Genomic DNA, 18,517 nt, shown 5'->3' with positions numbered 1-18,517 from the left:
CGGAATGGGAGCTGGAGGCCGACCTTGCGGACACGCTCGTCCCCGACATCCCCCGCCCGCACCTCGTGGCCGCCTTCCTCGCCCATCTCGAAGCCACCGGCGGACTGGACTGACGGCGGTCCTGCCCCTGGGGCTCGGCAAACCGCCGGAGCGGCCCGTTGCCGACCCGGCGGGGTCTTCCCCGCTTGTTCAGGCGGCGGTCCGCACCAGGCAGGCGCGCACCACGTCGGCCAGTGTCCCGGTGCCTTTCAACAGTTCGCGCTGGACCCGGGCCCCCGTGCCGGAATCGAGGAGGGCGGCGAGCCCCGATCTGACCAGGGACAGGTCGCCGTGGTCGGCGAGGCTGTCCTCGACGTGGTGGAGGAAGGCGCGGACGGCGGATTCGGCGGGGGCGGGCCGCATGCTGAGAGGGTGGACCAAAGGTCCGTCGAGTCCCGACCGGGCGGCCTGCCAGGCGGCCAGCCGAAGCAGGGGGACGCCGTGCCGGCTCGCGGGTTCGCCGTTCTCCCACTGTCGTGCCGCCGTCTCGACCAGCGCGCGGGAGAGGGCGGCGAGGACAACGGTCGTACGGGCGTCGAGGCAGACATCGGCGACCCGGATCTCGACCGTGGGATAGGAGTGGGCGAGGCGGGCGTCGAAGTAGACCATGCCCTCGTCGAGAAGCGCCCCGGTGGCCAGCATGTCCCGCACGATCCCGTGGTACCGGTCGGCGGAGCCGAAGAGTTCCGTCGGCCCGGCCGAGGGCCAGCGCCCCCAGACCCGGCTGCGGTAGCTGCTGTAGCCGGAGTCACGTCCCTGCCAGAAAGGCGAGTTCGCGCTGAGCGCGGTGAGCACCGACAGCCAGGGGCGGATACGGTCCAGGACCGCCACGCCTTCCTCGTCGGACGCGACGGACACATGGACGTGACAGCCGCAGGTGAGCTGTTCCTGTGCCGTCATGCCGAACCGCTCGGCGAGCCACTGGTGTCGCGTCGCGCTCCCGAGGGACGGGGTGACCGGGAGCGGGGAGGTCGCCAGGGCCACCGCGGCGGCTCCCCAGGCGCGCGCGTGGGCGCTGACGCGCTCCCGGCACCGGCGTATCTCCTCCGCCAGCTCGCCCATCTCCGTCTGCGGGCTCGTCGAGAACTCCAGCTGTTCGCGTTGCAGCTCCGCCTGGAACGCCTCCTCCTTCTCCGCTCGCTCCTGAGCGGCGGAGGCCAGCACGGCCAGCGCCACAGCGCACGGCACGCCGCTGTCGGGGTCGACCAGCAGCAGTTCCTCCTCGACACCCACACTCCGCATGTCAGCGCCCCTCTCCGGCCGCGCACGCATTCCGCCGCTTCTCCCTGCGCCGGGTACCCGGTATGCGGACCGGCAATCACCAGGGACGGGGCGAGGGCGACGGCGGGATGTCCGCAATGCCCCGCCCACCCTCGCCTCCACGGAACCGGGCCACGCATCGCCATGTGACCCTGTGAATGCGTACGGTCGCCCTCCGATCTCGAACCTGCGAGCGATGGCCACCCCGACGCCTGTACCACCCAGCATCCGCCCCCGGCGCCGTCCCGGCGACCCGGGATCCAGGGGCGGCGACCACATCGAGCAGAGCCCCTGCCCGGCCCTGCTCCGGCCGCTCGCGGGGCGGCCCGGCTCGGGACCTCCGCCCGGCCCGTCCGCTGCGCACTTCCCCTCTCGTGCCCCAGGCCCGAATCCCGTGCCCGGCCCGCCCGACCTGACCCGACCTGACCCGACCTGCGAGAACGACTCCGGGACAGTCGCGCGCCGTGACGAGAAGTTCACGTCCCAAACCTTGTTACGTCATGTTCTACGCGCGTATCTTCTGCTTCTGGATCTGTGCGGGATGCCTTCGAACATCCCCCGCCACGAATTTGACGATCCCTCACTGCCCCTGGCGCCGACGCGGCGACCGGGCTTGTGTCCTGCGATGAAGGAGTGCCGCAACGGTGCCCAGTCCCCTCCCCATCCGCCGCACCCTGCTGCGTGCCACCCTGCCCGCCGCGGTCACCGCGTCGCTGGTGCTCGTCCCGCTGCCCGGCGCGGTCGCCACCCCTTCCACGGGCGCGGTCATCGCCGAGGTGTACGGCGGCGGCGGCAACTCCGGCGCGACGCTGAAGAACGACTTCATCGAACTCGCCAACCCGTCCGGAGCCGCCCTCGGCCTGGCCGGTCACAGCCTCCAGTACCTTCCGGGCAGCCCCAGCGCCGGCAGCAAGTGGGGGGTCACCCCGCTGACCGGCACGGTCGCCGCGGGTGGCCGCTACCTGGTCGCCGAGGCCCCGGGCACGGGCGGCACCGTCGACCTGCCGACCGCCGACGCCGCCGGCAGCCTGGCCCTGTCCGCCACCACGGGCACCGTCGCGCTCGTCAAGGGCACCGAGGCCCTGACCTGCAAGACCGCCGCAGACTGCGCCGGCGACCCCCGCATCGTCGACCTGGTGGGCTTCGGCCCGGCCGTGGTCCACGAGGGTTCCGGCGGCGCCGACGGCGCGTCGAACACCGCCTCGGTGGCCCGCGCCGCCTCCCTCGCCGACACCGACGACAACGCCGCCGACTTCCGGCCCGGCGCGCCCACCCCGGTCAACAGCAAGGGCGAGACCACGCCCGGCTCCGGCGGCGGCGACACCGGCCCGACCGAGCCCGGCACGGTGCGCGTCCACGACATCCAGGGCGCCACCCGCGTCTCGCCCATGGCGGGCAAGACGGTCACGGGCGTCCCCGGCATCGTCACCGGCGTCCGCACGTACGGCACGAAGGGCTTCTGGATCCAGGACCCGAACCCGGACGCCGACCCGGCCACCAGCGAGGGCGTCTTCGTCTACACCGCCGGCACCGGCCCGGCCGTCAAGGTCGGCGACTCCGTCCTGGTGACGGCCAAGGTGACCGAGTACTACCCGAACAGCTCGGGCGGCTCGCAGTCGCTCACCGAGCTGTCCAACCCCAAGGTCACGGTCGTCTCCTCGGACAACCCGGCACCCGCCCCGGCGGTCCTCGACGGCTCGGCCATCCCGGCGGCATACGCCCCGGAGGCGGCGGGCGGCTCGATCGAGTCCCTCCCGCTGCGCCCCGACGCCTACGCGCTCGACCTGTACGAGTCGCTGGAGGGCATGAACGTCGAGATCCGCGACGTTCCGGTGACGCAGGCCAGCAACTCGTACCACGAGCTGTGGGTGAACGCCCGCGAGCAGGACCCGCGTTCGTCCCGCAGCGGCTCCGTGTACCTCGGCTACGACAAGCAGAACTCCGGCCGGATCATGCTCCAGTCGCTGGGCGCGGTCGCCGACTTCCCGGTCGCCGACGTCGGCGACCGGCTCACCGGCGCCACCAACGGCCCGCTGGACTACACCAATTACGGTGGCTACGCGGTGCAGGCCAACCGGATCGGCGACCTCCAGTCGAGCGGACTGCAGCGCGAGGTCACCGCCCCCGCCCTGCCGAGCGAGCTGACGATCGCCACGTACAACGTCGAGAACCTCGACCCGGGCGACTCCGACCAGAAGTTCGCCGACCTCGCGGCCGGCATCGTCACCAACCTGCGTTCGCCCGACATCCTGGCCCTGGAAGAGGTCCAGGACGACAACGGCCCGGTCAACGACGGCACGGTCACGGCCGGTGCCACCGTCGCCAAGTTCGTCGAGGCGATCAAGGCGGCCGGCGGTCCCGCCTACGACTGGCGCTCCATCGACCCGGTGAACGGCAAGGACGGCGGCGAGCCCGGCGGCAACATCCGCCAGGTGTTCCTGTTCAACCCCGACCGCGTGTCCTTCACCGACATAGCCGGCGGCGACTCCACCACCGCCGTGGACGTGACCGGCACCGGCAAGAGCACCTCGCTGACCGCCTCCCCCGGCCGGATCGACCCGGCCAACGAGGCGTGGAACAGCAGCCGCAAGCCGCTGATCGGCCAGTTCAAGTTCCACAACAAGCCGGTCTTCGTGATCGCCAACCACTTCAACAGCAAGGGCGGCGACCAGGGCCTGGACAGCCGCTTCCAGGCCCCGACCCGCAGCTCCGAGGTGCAGCGCGCCAAGCAGGCCGAGGCCGAGCGCGCCTTCGTCGCCAAGCTTCTGGCCGCCGACTCCGGCGCCCGGGTGGTCTCCCTCGGCGACTTCAACGACTACCAGTTCTCCCCCGCGCTCCAGACCCTCACCAAGGACGGCGTGCTGCGCGACCTGGTGAACGAGCTGCCCGCGTCCGAGCGTTACTCGTACGTCTACCAGGGCAACTCGCAGGTGCTCGACCACATCCTGGTCAGCCCCGCGTTCAAGACGCAGCAGACCCACTACGACGTCGTTCACATCAACAGCGAGTTCGCCGTCCAGGCCTCCGACCACGACCCGCAGGTGGTCCGCGTCAAGCCCTGACCCGGCTCTCCCCGTCGCGCCTCTCCCGTCCGGTCCCCGACCGGAGGGGAGAGGCGTGCCTCGTTTCACGGGTGCTTCCGCACCCGGCGCGGAGCGGGAGGCGGGCGGCGCGGAAGCCGCGCCTCCACGAATCTTCCGTATCCGACGGAAACCGCGTACGCCGGCACACGCTTCTGACAAGATCGGCCCATGCACACCAAGGCGGAGGGGCTCCGTGCCTGGGTGACCGGGCTGGACGACCGCGCCCTCCGAGAACTGCTCATGATCCCCGGCGTGTTGGCGTACATACCCGGGATCACCACCCACGGGAGAAGCGCGTCGGCACCGCGCCTGAGACGCCGTGAGACCCAGGCCGCTCGCGTCTGGCTGAGCCGTACGAGTACGGGCAGCCTCGAGGCGATCGCGCGGTACTCGTCGGGTTGGGCCATGGTCCGTCTGGAACGGTGCTTCGGGCATCCGGTGGACGATCTGGTCCAGCCCTCCGTGGATCGCCTGCGGCGGATGCTCCGCCGGATCGACCCCGTGCTGGCGCAGATCACGCTGTTCGTCCTCGCCGGCGACCCCGTCGCCGAGGGCGGAACGGTCGGGGACCACTGGGACGATCTGTGGGAGGCCGCCTCGGCCGCCGGAACACCGTGCCCGTGCCAACGAGGAGACGGGCCGTGCCATCCGGCCGGCCGGGACGAGGACGGGCCGGGTGACGGCAAGTCCGACGGCGAGGACGACGGCGAGACGGACACGGATGCGGATACGAACGCGGATGCGGATGTCGTACGAGGAGAAAAGGACGCCCCGTTGACCGTGGAGATCAGCGAAGACCGGCTGCTCGCGTCGAGGCAGGCGCTGAGCGAGCGGTCGGCGGAACTGGGCCGGGTGCTGGAGGAGACGCTCGGACAAGTCCGAGCCGGACGCTCCGTCCCGGAGCTCCTGGCCACGCGGCTGGAGGAATGGCGGCAGGCCCGGTCCGCGATCGTGGACCTGCTCGCCCTCGGCGACCGCGAATGGCCCGGGGAAGCGGGATTCGCCGAACTCGACGCGATCGTCCAGGAGTTCCGGGAGGCCGCAGCGGAGCGCGCCGAGGAACTGCGCAAGCTGGGCGAGGACCGCGAGGATCTTCGCGTCCTCCTGGACCGGACCTCGGCCGACGCGCCGCACCGCATCCCGTTGCAACAGTCGCTGACCGCCCTCGAGTCGCGGATCAGCGAACTCATGGAGGCAGGGGTCCCCACCGCGGCACCGTCGGACGGTCCTCCGCCGGCCGCCGCACGGGAGAAGACCCCGGCGCCGGAAGAAACCTCGGCTGCCGCTCCCGAACAGCCCCCGGCCGTCGATCCGGGCCAGAGATCCGCGCCGATGACGGAACCGGAACCGGACCTGGAGCTGGAGCCCGCGGCGGAACCGCACCGCGCATCCGCCACCATCCCCGGGCCCACCGCCGAGGCCACCACGACCGCCGAGTCCACCGAGACCCCCGCGCCGGCCTCGCCTTCGAGCCCGGAGGCGGAGCCCGCGGCGACCCCGGCCACGGCCACGGAGCCGTCCTCGGCCCGGTCCCCCGAGGCCGGGCAGGCCACGGTGCCCGCGCCTGCCGCGCCCAGGGAATCCGTGCCCGTACGGGAAGCGGAGGTCCAAAAGGCCGAGGTCCAAAACACGGAGGTCCGCGAGGCGGACGGTGCTCCGGCGCCCCGGGCAGGGGCCGTCACCGAGACGGACCCCACGTCCGAAGTCCGTCCTCAAGCGTCGGAAGCACAGGCGCCGGAGCCGGAGCCGACCGGCACGGGCGCCGACGGCGCCCCGATGGACGCGACGTCCGCGCACCGCACCACCGCGGACCCGCACCCCGCCGCGGCGGCCACGCCGGCCCCGGCCTCCCCCCTGACGGAAGCGGAAGTCGAAGCGGAAGGCGAAACGGAAGCGGACGCGGAGAAGTCCCTTTTCCTGCCCTGGACCTCGCCGTCGGCGCCCGGCGACGGCGACGCCGGCCATCACCTCGGCGGCGACCGTGACGACGAGGCCGCGGTCACCCGGCTGATCGGCCAGGGGCGTTTCCAGGAGGCCTACTGGATGACGGTCGGCTCGGCGGAGCCCGCGCACCGCGCCGACTGTCTCGCCTTCGCCGAGGCCGCCTTCGCCTGCGCCGACGAGACGGAGGCGCCCGCCGTGATGACCGGCTTCGACCCGGAGATCCAGCTGCTCCAGGCCGACCGGCCCGCGCTGGTGCTGGCCGCCGTCGCCTCGCTGCGGGCCGGTCTGCTGGTGGGCTGGCCCAACGACCTGCTGATCCAGACGGATCTCTCCTCCACCGTGCCCGGCACCTGGGGCAAACTCCTCGAACGGGCCGTCGAGGCGCTGCGGCGCTACCACCGGCTCGACCTCAGCACGACCCGTCCGACCACCGACACCGTGCTGGGACTCACCCCGGACCAGCTCTCCTGCGAGGCCACCGAGTTGCGCGACGCCCTGCGGCGCCAGCGCATCGGCTACACCCGCGCGACCCAGGTCCGCACCCGTCTGATCGACTCGGACCAGCCTCTGGGGAAGGCCCTGGACGGAGTCGGCGCCTGGGCGGCCGGCACGGCCGGGGCGGCCGACCTCGACCGGATCTGGCAGCTCTTCCGCAAGCGCGGTGCCGCGGAACGCATGATCGAAGAGGCCGACGCCGAGATCCGTACGCCGAAGCAGGCGAAGGAACCGATCGAGGCCGCCGCCAAGCGCGCGCTGCTGCGCAGCATCGAGCAGGTCTCCGATCTGCTGTCCCGCGCCAGGGCGCTGGCCGCCCCGCTCGTCGCCGAACGGACGGACAGTGCCACCGGGCTCCGCCACGCCCTGGAGCAGGTGCGCCACGAGGCGCCGCTGCCGGGCGTCGAGGGCGCCGCGCTGCTGCGGCTGCGTGCCTGGCTGCTCGAAGGCGACCGCTCGTCCGGCACCCCCGTTCCGGCACACGACCCCGACGCCTCGGGTATGGCGGACCACCCCAGGGCCGAGGCCCTGCTCGCCGTGCCGGAGCTGCCTCGGTCGGCCGACGGGGCGCCCCGGCCCGGCGAGGAGGGGTTCGGCGAGGCGGTGCTCACGCTGCTGGAGCCGGTCGACGCGCGCGCGGTGCTCCGGAAGTACGTCGAGCAGGGCGACCTGCATCTCGCCGACGCCCTGGTCTCGGCGCTCGAACAGGACCTGGTCCCCGCCCTCCCGAAGGGCCCCGACGCCGTGCCCCGCGACTGGCGGCAGCTGCGCGACCCCGAGTGGACGCGCTGGAGCGCCCTTCACCGCAAGGCCCACGCCGGGGCGAGCGCCCTGCTGTCCGAACTGCGCACACAGCAGCTCGACCTGCACACCGAGCGGGAGCTGGCCGGTCGTCTCGAAGAGCTGAGCCGGCCCGTCCCCGAGGGCGCGTTCGGCCGCACCTGCGCCGGCATCACCGTCCTCGAGGGCGAGATGCGGGCGAAGGTCCGGGAGTACGTGGCACACCTCCACGAGAGCCTGACCGCGCTGAATCCCTCGGCCGAGGTGTCGCGGCGCCTCACCTCGATGCTGGAGGCCGGGGACACCGTCACCGCCGAGGAGTGTCTGGCCCTGCTGCGCGAGGGCAAGCCGCTCCCCGACTGGAGCGGTACGGACCCGGGAGCGGAGCTGAAGGGCTTCACCCGCGGCATCGACCGGCCCGAGGTGCGCAAGGCGTCCGGTTCCCAGGGCTACTCCGCCCGGCCCTGGGCCGAGTTCTACCTGGACGGCAAGCCCCTCACCGAGGGCGCGCGAAGCGGGCTGGACTCGTGGGACGCGCTGTGCCGCCCCGCGACCCGGGGTTCGGAGTGGCAGCGGCACGTCCCGTCGGTCCTGCGGCTGCTGGGTCTGGAATGCCCGCAGACGCCGGTCCGGGACCAGCAGCACGAGGTGCGCGGAGTCCTGCGGCTCACCGCCCGGGCGCGGGCCAGCGAGACGGCTCCCGGCTACGTGGCCGCCCTGGGGTCGGCCGCGTCCGCGTACACGATCCTCGTGGTCTCCGACGAGCAGCGCGGTCGCAGCCCGCTGGAGCTGCTGGACAGCAGCGACTCCGGTGCCTGTCTGATCCTCTATCTGTATCCGCTGGGGCTGAACGGACGCCGGGAGATGGCGGCCCGGGCCCGTACCGCCGCCTCCCAGCAGGCGCTGGTGGTGGATCCCGCAGTGTTCGGCTGGGTGGCGGCACGCTCCCCGCGGTCCTTCCGGGCCACGCAGCGGGTGACCCTGCCGTGGACGGCGTACAACCCGTACACGCCCTTCGTGGCCGGGCTCGTGCCGCCGGAGGTCTTCTACGGCCGGCAGGAGGAGATCGCCGCCGTCACGGATCCGCTCGGCGCGCTGTTCCTCTACGGCGGGCGCCAGTTGGGCAAGTCCGCGCTGTTGCGCAAGGTGCAGGCGTCGTTCCCCGGCGCACCGGGCCGCGAGGCCGTCTACGTCGACCTCAAGGCGCGTGGAGTGGGTGAGGCCGAACCGGCCGAACGCATCTGGGCGGTACTGGAGGACGAGCTGACCCGTATCGGCGTACTGAACGGGCCGGCGGGGCCGGACAGGACCCCGGACGCGATGCTCGCCCAGGTGGAGAGCTGGCTGGGCGAGAGCCAGGACCGGCGGGTGCTGGTGCTCGCCGACGAGGCCGACGCCTTCCTGACCGCGGACTCGAAGGCCGTCCACGGGCGGGGCGGGGAGGCCACGTTCGCCAATGTGCTCCGGCTCAAGGGCCTGATGGACCGCACCGACCGCCGGTTCAAGATCGTCTTCGCGGGTCTGCACCAGGTCCAGCGCTTCAGTCATCTGTCCAACGTCCCCCTGACGCACGGGGGTCCGGACGTGCTGATCAGCACGCTGAAGCCGGCCGAGGCCCAGCGGCTGGTCGTCGAGCCGATGGCGGCCTTCGGGTACCGGTTCGAGCGGCCCGAGCTGGTCTGGCGGGTGCTCGCCGCGACGAACTATCAGGCGTGCCTGGTGCAGATCTTCTGCGAACGGCTGGTCGCGACCCTCCGCACGAAGTCGCTCGCCTCGGCGAACTGGCCGATCACGGTCACCGACGAGGACATCCGCTCCGTGACCGGATCCGCCCAGGTCCACCGCCACATCGCGGAGCGGCTGCGCATCACCATCAACCTCGAGGACCGTTACCGGGTCCTCGCCCTGGTGATCGCGCTGCGCAGTCAGGAGGACCGCTACCGGCACGGATACGACGCCGACGAGCTCCTGAGGGCGGCCAGGGAACGCTGGCCGGTGGGGTTCAGCTCGCTCACCGCGAGCGACGTACGGATCTATCTGGACGAGATGGTGGGCCTGGGACTGCTCATCCAGCTGGCCGACGCACGGCGCTACGCGGTCCGCAGCCCGAACGTCGTCAGCATGCTCGGCACCCGGGAAGACCTGGAACTCGAGCTGCGTCAGACCGCGTTCGACCTCCCGTACGACTACAACCCGCGGTTCTCACGCCGATTCATCGGACCGGACCGCGAAGGAGTCGCCCGCTACAGTCCGCTGACGGAGCATCAGCTCCACATGGTGACGGCTCCCGGTGTGGCCGCGGTATGCCTGACCGAGGCCCACGGACCGGCGCTCGTGAAGCACGCGGTGCGGTCGTACTCCACGGCACGGGGCCTGGACTTCCGGGAGGCGGCCTCCGACGCCCCGCCCCGGACCCTGGCGGAGGAGGCCGGCGGCCGGCCCTCGCTGATCCTCGCCGACCTCCGGGGCCGCGGGTCCGCCGAGGTCACCGCGTGGGCGAAGGCTCTGCACGCCCAGACCTCCGCGGCGGAGGGCCAGGTGCCGCACCGGACGGCCGTCCTGCTGGTCGACCCGGCCGCGTTCGGCCCGCAGGACGAGCGCGTCACCTGCGTGGTGCGTCCCGAGCGCTGGACCGAGGACAGTCTGCGGGCCTGGCCGGAGTGTCCGTTCGACACCCCGGACAAGCGGCGCCGGGTCGTCGAACTCACCGGTGGCTGGCCCCATCTTCTGGAGCGGACCGTGCACCGCATCACCCGGGAGGGCTCCCCGCTCGAAGCGGCGCTGGAGGCCACGCGGGAGTTCGTCGGACGGCCGGAGTTCGCCCGGACACACCTCGAACGGGTCGGGCTCGACACCCGTCTGACGGATGTACTGACCGAGTGGAGCCAGTACGTGGAGCCGGGTGAGGGATGCGCCTTCGCCGACATCGCGTCCGTCACCGACATGGGACTCGGGGAGGTCGGGGCGTTCGTGGACCGGCTGCTCGACCACGGAGTGCTGGACGACGGGCCGAAGGGCTGTTCGCTCGACCGGATCACCTTCCGGGCGCTGAAGGTCCTGTCGGAATCGGCGTGATGTCCGTGTCGCACGCGTCCTTCGGGACCCCGCTCGCCACCCTGCCCGGGGTACGGCTGTGGATGCGCCGGCTGCTGGCGGACCTGCGGTCGGGAAGGAGTTGCCTCTGCCTCTTCCCGCAGGCAGGGCCGACCGAGGTGCCGGCTGCGGCCGAGTCCCTGCTGGACGAACTGCTCCACGAGCTGGCGGACTTCATCCTCGTTCCCGCGTCCGGCGACGGCGCGGGGTACGAGGCCCCTGCCCCTCCGTCTCCCGCGCCGTCGCCCTCCTGGGACGGCCTGGAGACGATCCTGGACTACGACGACGGGCTGTCCGGGTTCTCGGTGACGGGGGCCGGGACCGCGCCGGTCCCCCAAGCTCGCGTGGGCTCGGCCACCGGTGTCCGGTGGGTGGAGCCCGGCGTCCACCCCCTGGCCGAACGGATCGTCAAGGAGCTCGACGATTCGGCCTCCGGCGCGCACCGGGGGTACACCGGGATCGAGGGGCTCCTCGACCGTCTCACGACCACCGCCGGTGGCCCCGGCACGACCACCCGGGTGATCGTGGTGCGCGGCTGGCTGGAACCGGCGCCCGCCGTCGCGACCGACCTGCTGCGGAGGCTGTCCGCCACGGTCAAGGCGGCCGGCCTGCCGCCGGAGCGGCGCCCCCGGCTGCTCCTGCTGGCCACCTCGGCGGGGCTGCCGGCGGAGCTGCCGGAACAGATCGCGCGCGAGGACGTCGGTGTGCACTGGTGGTGGGGCGCTCTCGGTCGGCTGGACACCGCCACTGTGGTGGCCATGGCCCGGTCCCGTCCGGCCGGCCCGGCCGCCCGCCACCAGCTTCTCGAAGCGGTGGCGCAGGCCACGGTGGTCGAAGTGTGCGGGCCGTTCCTCGATCTGGCGGAGCGGCTGGCGGTCGGCTGGGACGGTCTTCCGGACGGCCTTCCCGCCCTGTTGCGCCGGATCGTCGGCGGGCCGGCGCCCGACCTCGCACCCTCCGTACCCGTGCCCGTACCCGGCCCGCGCCCGGCGGAGCCGACCGTGTCCGTGCTCCATCCGAGTGCCTCCCTGCGCCCCGAGTGGAACAGGGGCGCGCTCGACCGGTGGGACGGCCGGCTGCGGCGCCGTCCGGACGGCGGGGCCGACCACGAGCACCGTGTGCGCACCCGGATCTGGCTGGCGCAGAATCACGCGCTGCTGCCCCTGATCGACGAGGCCCGTGAGCAGTTCACCGGGGTGATCCGGGGCCGGTCGCGGGTGTCCGGAACGGAATTCACCGCGCTCTACGGCCGGCCCGCCGAGATGGAACTCGGCGCGATGTGGCGGGCTCACCGGCAGGGCCATGTGCGGCTCACCCGGACCGAGGCCGACCGGCTGCGCACGCTGTGGATGTCCCGTAACAAGCTCGCCCATCGCACCGCGCTCGACAACACGGCACTGGAGGCCCTGGTACGGGTGCTGTGCTCCTGAACACCCGCGGGCGGGGTCCGGGAGCACGTCCCGGCTGATCCGTCCGCGCGGGCCATGAGGTCCCGTTCGGCTCGCCGAAGCGGACGGCGGCGGGGCCGGGACGCGAAGGGGCGTCCCCAACCTGCCCGAACAACACACCTAGGCTGACCCGATGGGTATCTTCGAACGAACGGGCGGCACCAGGCATCCGGCAACCGAGGTGACGCCCCGCACCCCCGTCGAGGTCCGTGCCGCGCTCCTCGCGGTGGGCGGTCCGCCGACGGCGTTCCGGGTGCGCCTCGCCACCCCTTCGGAGCAGGCCGATCTGATCGCGGACCAGCGGGTCCGGCGTTCCTCCCCCGGCGCGGACGTGGACCTGCGTCTGCGTATCCGTATGCGACTGGACCCTCACCGGCGCGAGGTACGGGTACTCCAGGAGCGGCGGTCCACCACCAGGGGACAGCGGTCGACCTCCCGGACGTACGGCAGCGGCGGCGGCTTCTCCGTGGAGTGGGCGTACGAGCAGGGTCCCGACGGCCACCGCCGAAGGGTCAAGTCTCTCGATACTCGCGAGATGAGGGACGCCCTCCGCGAGGCGGTCCTCGCTTCCGGATGGACCTGGCGCACCCGGCTGCTGAAACTCTGACCCCTCCCACGGCCGGGATGCCCCGTTCCGGGACATCCCGCCGGACAACACCGTTCACGGACAACTCCGTTCACCGAGGGACACGAGGGTGAGCGGGGCACATCGTGTGGGGTGTGAAGGATAGGAACGGGTCTTACGGGGGAAGGTCTTTCGAGCGCACGGGACCGCAGGGACGGCCCGCGTGTCGATTTGTCACGAACCTGCCATGAGATGCATGGGGCGCACGCACACGGTGCGCCGACGAGAGAGGCACTGACACCATGAACAGACCCCCCTTCCGCGGCTTCGCCCGTACCGGTCTCGCGCTTCTGGGCGCCGCGATGGTGTCGGCCACGCTGGGCACCACGGTGAGTGCGGCCATGCCGTCGGACACCTCGTCCACCGCTTCGGGCGTCACGCGCGCGGCGGCCGCGCGCGGCTGTGCCGTCGTCTACTTCGACCTGGGCGAGACCCTGGTGCACACGGACGCGAACTCCCGCACCGGCTACCTGCCCGGCGCGGCCGCCTATCTGCGCGAGCTGCGGGCACGGCACATCAAGGTCGGGCTGATCACCAATGTGCCGTCCTCCTGGGGCGCGACGGACACCGAGCGCGCCGCCGCTCTGAAGAACGTGGTCGACGAGGAGTGGAAGGGCTCCGCCCCCTTCGCCTGGGAGGACTTCGGCGACCGGATCCTCACTCCGCGCACCGAGGCGGAGCGCAAGCCGGCGCCCGCCCTCTGGGCGCGCGCCGCGACGCAGGCCGGCGGCTGCCGGCTCGTCTACGAAGGGGAGACGGCCGCGGAGACCGCCGTCGCGGCCTCGCTCGGTTACGCGACCTACCAGACGGGACGGCCCGAGCGCCCCGCCTACCTCCCGGTCGGTCTGATCGAAGCGCTGACGCACGGCGCCCATTGACTCGGCCCGCCCGCGTACGTACGCCCTTACGTGCCCGTAGGCCCGCGCCCGGCCCCTGAATGAGGAGCACGGGCGCGGGCCCGGTCTACACTACGGCCTTGGGGCGCGGCTCCGGCGCCTGTGGCGTGGCCGCCTCCCCGGGGCCGCGCCGCAACGCCCCGGTGCGCGCCACCAGTTGGAACACACCGATCAGCACCACGGTCGCCAGGGCACTGTGCCAGAGCAGGGCGTCCAGGCGTCCGGCGGAGAGGTACGCGCCCACGGCGACCGCCACCAGGGCGCACACTCCTCGGTCCACGATCGACTCGACCGACAGCAGCGTCGCCCTCGGGGCGTGCGGCGGCACGGCGTCGTTGACCAGCTTGCGCTGGACGGGATAAGCGAATCCGGCGCCGGCGGCGAACAGACAGAGCAGGGCGACGACCGTCCACGGCCCGCCGAGCGTCATGCACGCCAGGGTGCCCGCGAGAACGAGGCTGAGGACGGACACCCAGGCCACCGGGGACAGGCGGCGGCCGAGCCACTGGGGGCGCGCCGAGCCCACGGCCTCCGCGACCGTCATCGCGGCGAGCACCCCGCCGTGCGAGGCCTCGCCGATGCCGTGGTCGAGCAGGATCGGCTGGAAGAGATTGACCTGGCAGATCCTGGACAGCGTGAACACGGCCACGCCCTGCACCATCAGCAGTGCCAGGCGAGGCGAGGAGGCGAGCGAGCGGAACGCGGCCTTGGCCTCGCCGAGCGAACCGCCGCGTCCGCGTTTCACCGCCCGGCTCTTTTCCGTGACCCCCGGCGCGTCCGCGCTCCGTGCCCCGGCCGCCCCGGCCGCCCCGGCGAGGACGGCTGTGCGGGGCAGGGCCAGGACGCAGGCCAGGGAGCCTGCCGCGCTGACGGCGCTCAGGAGGTACGGGGCGGGGTGGGCGAGGGTCATCAGCGGGCCGACCAGCGGCCAGCACGCGACCTTCGCGGCCAGGCCGAGCGCCCTGGCCGTGCCCTCCGCCTTCAGATAGTGCTCCTCGCATCCCTCGGCGCGCAGCCCGTCGTAGAGGTAGGCGCTGGCCGCTCCCGAGGTGAGCGAGCGGCCGGCGGCGATGGCGAGGAAGTGGACGAGGAACCCGGTGTACGAGGCGCTGAGGACCGGGGTGAGATTGGCCGCCGTCATCACGACGGCACCGGCCCACAGGCAGTTGCGGGTGCCGATGCGGTCGGCGATCAGTCCGGTCGGGACCTCGAAGAGGCAGAAGGCCACGTAGTAGATGCTCTGGATGCCGAAGATCTGCCCGTCGGAGAGTCCGGCGTCCTTCTGGTAGGCGTAGAACACCGGCATCCACCACAGCAGGTTGAACAGCAGCTGGAAGCCGTGGTTGAGCCGGATGATGCGCCGGGCGGTGGCCGTCAGGGAGCCGGCGGCGGGCCGTGCCGTGGCCGCGGGACGCCGAAGGAGGGGGCTCACAGCGCGTAGGGGCGGATCTGGACCAGTCGGAAACCGCCCTGGTCGGTCATCAGCCACTCGATGTCCAGGGGACCGTCCGGCTCGGGCGCGCCGAAGTGGGACTGCAGCAGCCGCCCGGTCAGGGAGAGGTCCGCGAGCCGGGCCCGGGTGGCGACGGACAGCGGCTCACCCGAGGAACCGAGGGCGACGGTGCGCCCACCGCCCTCGACGGTGTTGTAGAGGTACTGCTGCGGAAGGGTCTTGCCCTCGACGATCTGCTCGGGCGATCCGGGCGAGCAGTTGAGGTAGACGTTGCGGAAGTCCTCGCGCCGGGTGGGGTCGCAGGTCACCAGCACGCCACCGAGAGCGGCTGGGACGTACTCCTGGATGATCACGCCCATGTACGTCTCGTCCGGGGAGATGTCCACCTGGTGACGCAGCCGCACGCTGCGCGGGGAGAGCAGTGAGGCCCACACCTGTCGTACGGCGTCAAGGAGTTCGCCGGCTCCGCGCACCGCGGTGACGGAGTCGTAGACACCGGCCGCCGAAAATCCGGGCAGGTCCTCGGCGTTGGAAGAAGAGCGCACCACGAGCCGGTTGCCCGCGGCGAGCGGGGCGCGGCAGGCCCGGGTGATCTCCTGGGCGACGGATTCGGGCATCGGGGTGTGCCGGACCAGGTGCTGGAGCTGGCGGCAGAGCGGGTCGAGCACATCGGTGGCGTCGAGTTCGAGCGCCATCTTCAGCTTTCCGATGCCCTGTTGGAGGGCCGGGGCCGAGGTGAGGAAGCGGTGCATGAGGGAGAAGGGAAGGGCGACGCCCTCGGGGGCCTCGACGGTCTCGGCCACGAAGGAGGCCGCCGCAGCGCGGAGTTCCACGGCGGAGGGCGCGTCCAGGCCGAGGCGGGCCGCGAGGTGCCCGTACAGGTTCTCCCGAGGCGGGCGGGGTCGGCCGTAGAACGCGGTGAGGTCGGCCGTGCGGCTGTCGAGGACGTGGTGCAGCTCCCCCAGGTTGGCCGCCTTGGTGCCGTAGCGGTCCCGGTCGGCGGCGCGCAGCCGGTGCAGGGAGAGGACGGGCGCGTCCTCCAGGTGCGGCGGCTCCAGCCGGACGCGCTGCTGGTGCCAGGCCGGGGCCCGCAGCGGCGGGACCTCTTCCATCCGCTCCAGGGTGATCTCGTCCTCGCGGACCCGGTAGCGGACCCAGGCGCCGGCCAGGCCGCCCTTCTCGACGAGCTGGTCCAGGTCGCGGATGATCGCGTTGGGGATGCCCCACCCGGAGGCGAGGACGTTGGTGTGGGAAAGCGGGGTGATCGGCATGGTGTTGATGAATCCGGCCACGCGCTGTACGTCGTCCGGCAGACAGGGCATGGCGACGATGTCCGACCAGCCGAGCCCGCCCGCGGCGGCCCGGTACTCCTCCACGGTCCGGAAGTGGTGCAGCCGGCCCGTCGCTTCCCCCGGGTTGAGCGGTGTGCGGGTCCTGGTGCCGAAGAGCTGGTGGCTGAGGATGCGCGGCACCCGCTGCTCGCTGATCGCGGCGAGCGCCTCTTCCTGTCCGTGGTTGGCGGGCTTGAGCAGGAGCGGCAGCCTGCCGTCGAGGCGTTCACGGACGAAGGAGTAGAAGAACTCCAACAACTCGCCGTGCATGGTGTCGGCTTCGGTGGTCTCCAGCACGAGGAAGGTGCGCTCACGGCCCTCCACATCCCCGTCGGTGTGCAGGGAGAGCACCCCGAGCAGGAAGCGGCGTTCCGGGTCCATGTAGACGGAGGCGTTGAACTCGTCCAGGGAGGCGTCGAGTTCGGCGACGTCCATGCCGAGGACGCGAGTGGCTATGTAGTCGACGTGGAAGGGGTGCGCGGCCGTGTCCAGCAGATGCCAGGTGGACTCGGCGCGGTCGACGACGACCTTGAGGTACGGATGGCCGGCCAGAACCCCGGACAGCGTACGGAACAGCGGCAGCGAGAGGTTCTCGCCGACGACCGTACGGTCGGTCGCGGGTTCTGCGGCCTCCGTGACCGAAGAGACGGTACTCACGCGGAGGCTCCCTCGGGCTGCGGCGCGTTGGAGGCCGGCACGGTGCGGGCCGCTGCCGGACCGGCCGGCGGCAGTACGGTCGGCAGCGCGTCGATCAGTGCCGTGAAATCGCGGAGCACGGTGCGCGCGTCGGGTGCCGAGAGCAGGCACAGGGCCGCCATCGTGTTGGCCCCGCCGACGGGGTCGTAGACCGGCACATCGGTGCCGTCCGGCAGTGAACTCTCCGGCACCACCGTCAGGGTGCTGCCCGCGCTCAGTGCGACGGCCTCCCGTACCACCGGGAAGTCCCACACCCGGCGATCGGTCCAGGCCTCGCCCCGGCCGTCCACCGCGAGGACCACGAGGGAGCCCGCTGCTCCTCGCGCCTGCTCGGGGCCCAGGGCGCGCTCGGGCCAGTCGACCGGACGGCCCAGGAGGTGGTCCACGAACATGCCGACGAGGTCCAGCCCGAAGACCTCCTCGATCTGCGGCACGGTCATCGCGCCGCCGAGCCGCGCGGCCGTCTCGATCAGCCACATGCGTCCGTCGGCGCCGAGCTTGATCTCGGTGTGCGTGCCGCAGTCGCGCAGACCGAGGGCGTCGACGGCGTCCCGGGCGAGGGCCACGACACGGTCCTGGAGCGCGGCGGGAAGCAACGCCGGGGTGATGCTGGCCCGTTCGGTGAACGGCTCGACCGTCGGCATCCGGCCACTGACGCAGAGGGGACGGAAGACGCCGTCCGTCACGACGCCCTCGACGCTGACGTAGTCGCCCCAGCCGGGGTCGTCGAACCACTGGGCGGCCTCGCCGGTCACGATCTCCTCGACCACGTAATGCGCCTCGGCCTCGGCCACATGCAGTTCGGCGAAGCCGAGCTGCGCGGATTCGGCCATGGTCTCGCGCGAGCGCCGCCACGCGGCGTCGGCCTCCCCCGGGGAGGTGATGATCTGGTGGGCGGTGGAGCCCGCGCTCCAGGCCGCCTTCAGCAGCATGGGGACGGGCAGGACGGCGGCGGCCTCGTGGAGATCCGTCTCGGTGACGACGGGATGGAACGCGGGCTGCGGGAGTCCGCGCCGGTGCCAGGTCTGCCGCATCCGCCGCTTGTCGCGGGCGAGCGCCACGGTTTCCCCCGCCCCGGGCAGGCCGAGCGCCTCGCAGGCCTCGGCGACGGCCACGACCGCGTACTCGGAGAAGGTGAGGACGGCGTCCGCTCCCACGGCTTGTGCCCGCGCGATGATCAGCGCGACGAGATCGGACCGCTCCGCCTCGGCCGGCCTGACGACCGAGGCACACAGCGTGCTCGCGGACACGGCGACCGCCGGCGGAAGTTCGCTGAGCGCCAGCAGGTGCACATCCGCTCTCGCCGCCGCCCGCGCCAGTACGTGGCCGAGCGGCGGACCACCCTTGGCGTGCACCAACAGCACTGTGCTCACG

General features: G+C 72.5%; 9 protein-coding genes. 5 read left to right on the top strand and 4 right to left on the bottom strand.

Annotated features, from left to right (window positions below; all coding sequences use genetic code 11):
* Positions 1-189: 189 nt before the first annotated feature.
* A complete protein-coding gene (locus ACGFRB_RS23960; protein WP_393245772.1) occupies positions 190-1,281 on the bottom strand; it encodes a glutamate--cysteine ligase in 1,092 nt (363 codons plus the stop codon).
* 662 nt (positions 1,282-1,943) lie between these two features.
* Here ACGFRB_RS23960 and ACGFRB_RS23955 point away from each other — a divergent pair.
* From ACGFRB_RS23955 to ACGFRB_RS23935, 5 genes are all read left to right on the top strand, one after another.
* Positions 1,944-4,361 carry an endonuclease/exonuclease/phosphatase family protein gene (locus ACGFRB_RS23955; RefSeq protein ID WP_393245770.1) on the top strand — a complete coding sequence of 806 codons (2,418 nt, stop codon included), beginning with the start codon at positions 1,944-1,946 and terminating at the stop codon, positions 4,359-4,361.
* 189 nt (positions 4,362-4,550) lie between these two features.
* Complete coding sequence (locus ACGFRB_RS23950) at positions 4,551-10,676, top strand: hypothetical protein (protein WP_393245768.1); 6,126 nt, start codon at positions 4,551-4,553, stop codon at positions 10,674-10,676.
* Positions 10,676-12,124, top strand: coding sequence for a hypothetical protein (locus tag ACGFRB_RS23945; RefSeq protein WP_393245766.1), 1,449 nt, complete (start codon positions 10,676-10,678; stop codon positions 12,122-12,124). The genes ACGFRB_RS23950 and ACGFRB_RS23945 overlap by 1 nt, the downstream gene beginning before the upstream one ends.
* Positions 12,125-12,275: 151 nt before the next feature.
* The gene (locus ACGFRB_RS23940; RefSeq protein WP_393245764.1) at positions 12,276-12,749 is read left to right on the top strand and encodes a hypothetical protein; all 474 of its coding nucleotides are present in this window, start codon (positions 12,276-12,278) and stop codon (positions 12,747-12,749) included.
* Positions 12,750-13,009: 260 nt separating this feature from the next.
* Positions 13,010-13,645, top strand: a complete 636-nt coding sequence (locus ACGFRB_RS23935; RefSeq protein ID WP_393245762.1) for a hypothetical protein — start codon at positions 13,010-13,012, stop codon at positions 13,643-13,645.
* A gap of 85 nt (positions 13,646-13,730) precedes the next feature.
* On the opposite strand, the gene ACGFRB_RS23930 is transcribed toward ACGFRB_RS23935, so the two are convergent.
* Genes ACGFRB_RS23930 through ACGFRB_RS23920 form a run of 3 tightly spaced genes read right to left on the bottom strand, consistent with a single transcriptional unit; the run spans position 13,731 to position 18,516 of the window.
* Positions 13,731-15,095 carry an MFS transporter gene (locus ACGFRB_RS23930; protein WP_393245761.1) on the bottom strand — a complete coding sequence of 455 codons (1,365 nt, stop codon included), beginning with the start codon at positions 15,093-15,095 and terminating at the stop codon, positions 13,731-13,733.
* Positions 15,092-17,104, bottom strand: a complete 2,013-nt coding sequence (locus tag ACGFRB_RS23925; protein WP_393245759.1) for a PEP/pyruvate-binding domain-containing protein — start codon at positions 17,102-17,104, stop codon at positions 15,092-15,094. Before ACGFRB_RS23925 ends, ACGFRB_RS23930 begins: the two co-directional genes overlap by 4 nt.
* Positions 17,101-18,516, bottom strand: a complete 1,416-nt coding sequence (locus ACGFRB_RS23920) for an acetyl-CoA carboxylase biotin carboxylase subunit family protein (protein ID WP_393245757.1) — start codon at positions 18,514-18,516, stop codon at positions 17,101-17,103. Before ACGFRB_RS23920 ends, ACGFRB_RS23925 begins: the two co-directional genes overlap by 4 nt.
* Between the last annotated feature and the right edge of the window lies 1 nt (position 18,517).

The organism is Streptomyces sp. NPDC048718, assembly GCF_043198875.1.
In the GTDB taxonomy this organism is placed as follows: domain Bacteria; phylum Actinomycetota; class Actinomycetes; order Streptomycetales; family Streptomycetaceae; genus Streptomyces.
Note: the sequence above shows the minus strand (reverse complement) of the source record. Positions and strands in the feature narration are given on the sequence as shown.

Bases quoted from the DNA above. Each gene is read 5' to 3' on its own strand.
- ACGFRB_RS23960 (WP_393245772.1), bottom strand. From the start codon at position 1,281: ATGCGGAGTGTGGGTGTCGAGGAGGAACTGCTGCTGGTCGACCCCGAC.
- ACGFRB_RS23950 (WP_393245768.1), top strand. From the start codon at position 4,551: ATGCACACCAAGGCGGAGGGGCTCCGTGCCTGGGTGACCGGGCTGGAC.
- ACGFRB_RS23945 (WP_393245766.1), top strand. From the start codon at position 10,676: ATGTCCGTGTCGCACGCGTCCTTCGGGACCCCGCTCGCCACCCTGCCC.
- ACGFRB_RS23940 (WP_393245764.1), top strand. From the start codon at position 12,276: ATGGGTATCTTCGAACGAACGGGCGGCACCAGGCATCCGGCAACCGAG.
- ACGFRB_RS23935 (WP_393245762.1), top strand. From the start codon at position 13,010: ATGAACAGACCCCCCTTCCGCGGCTTCGCCCGTACCGGTCTCGCGCTT.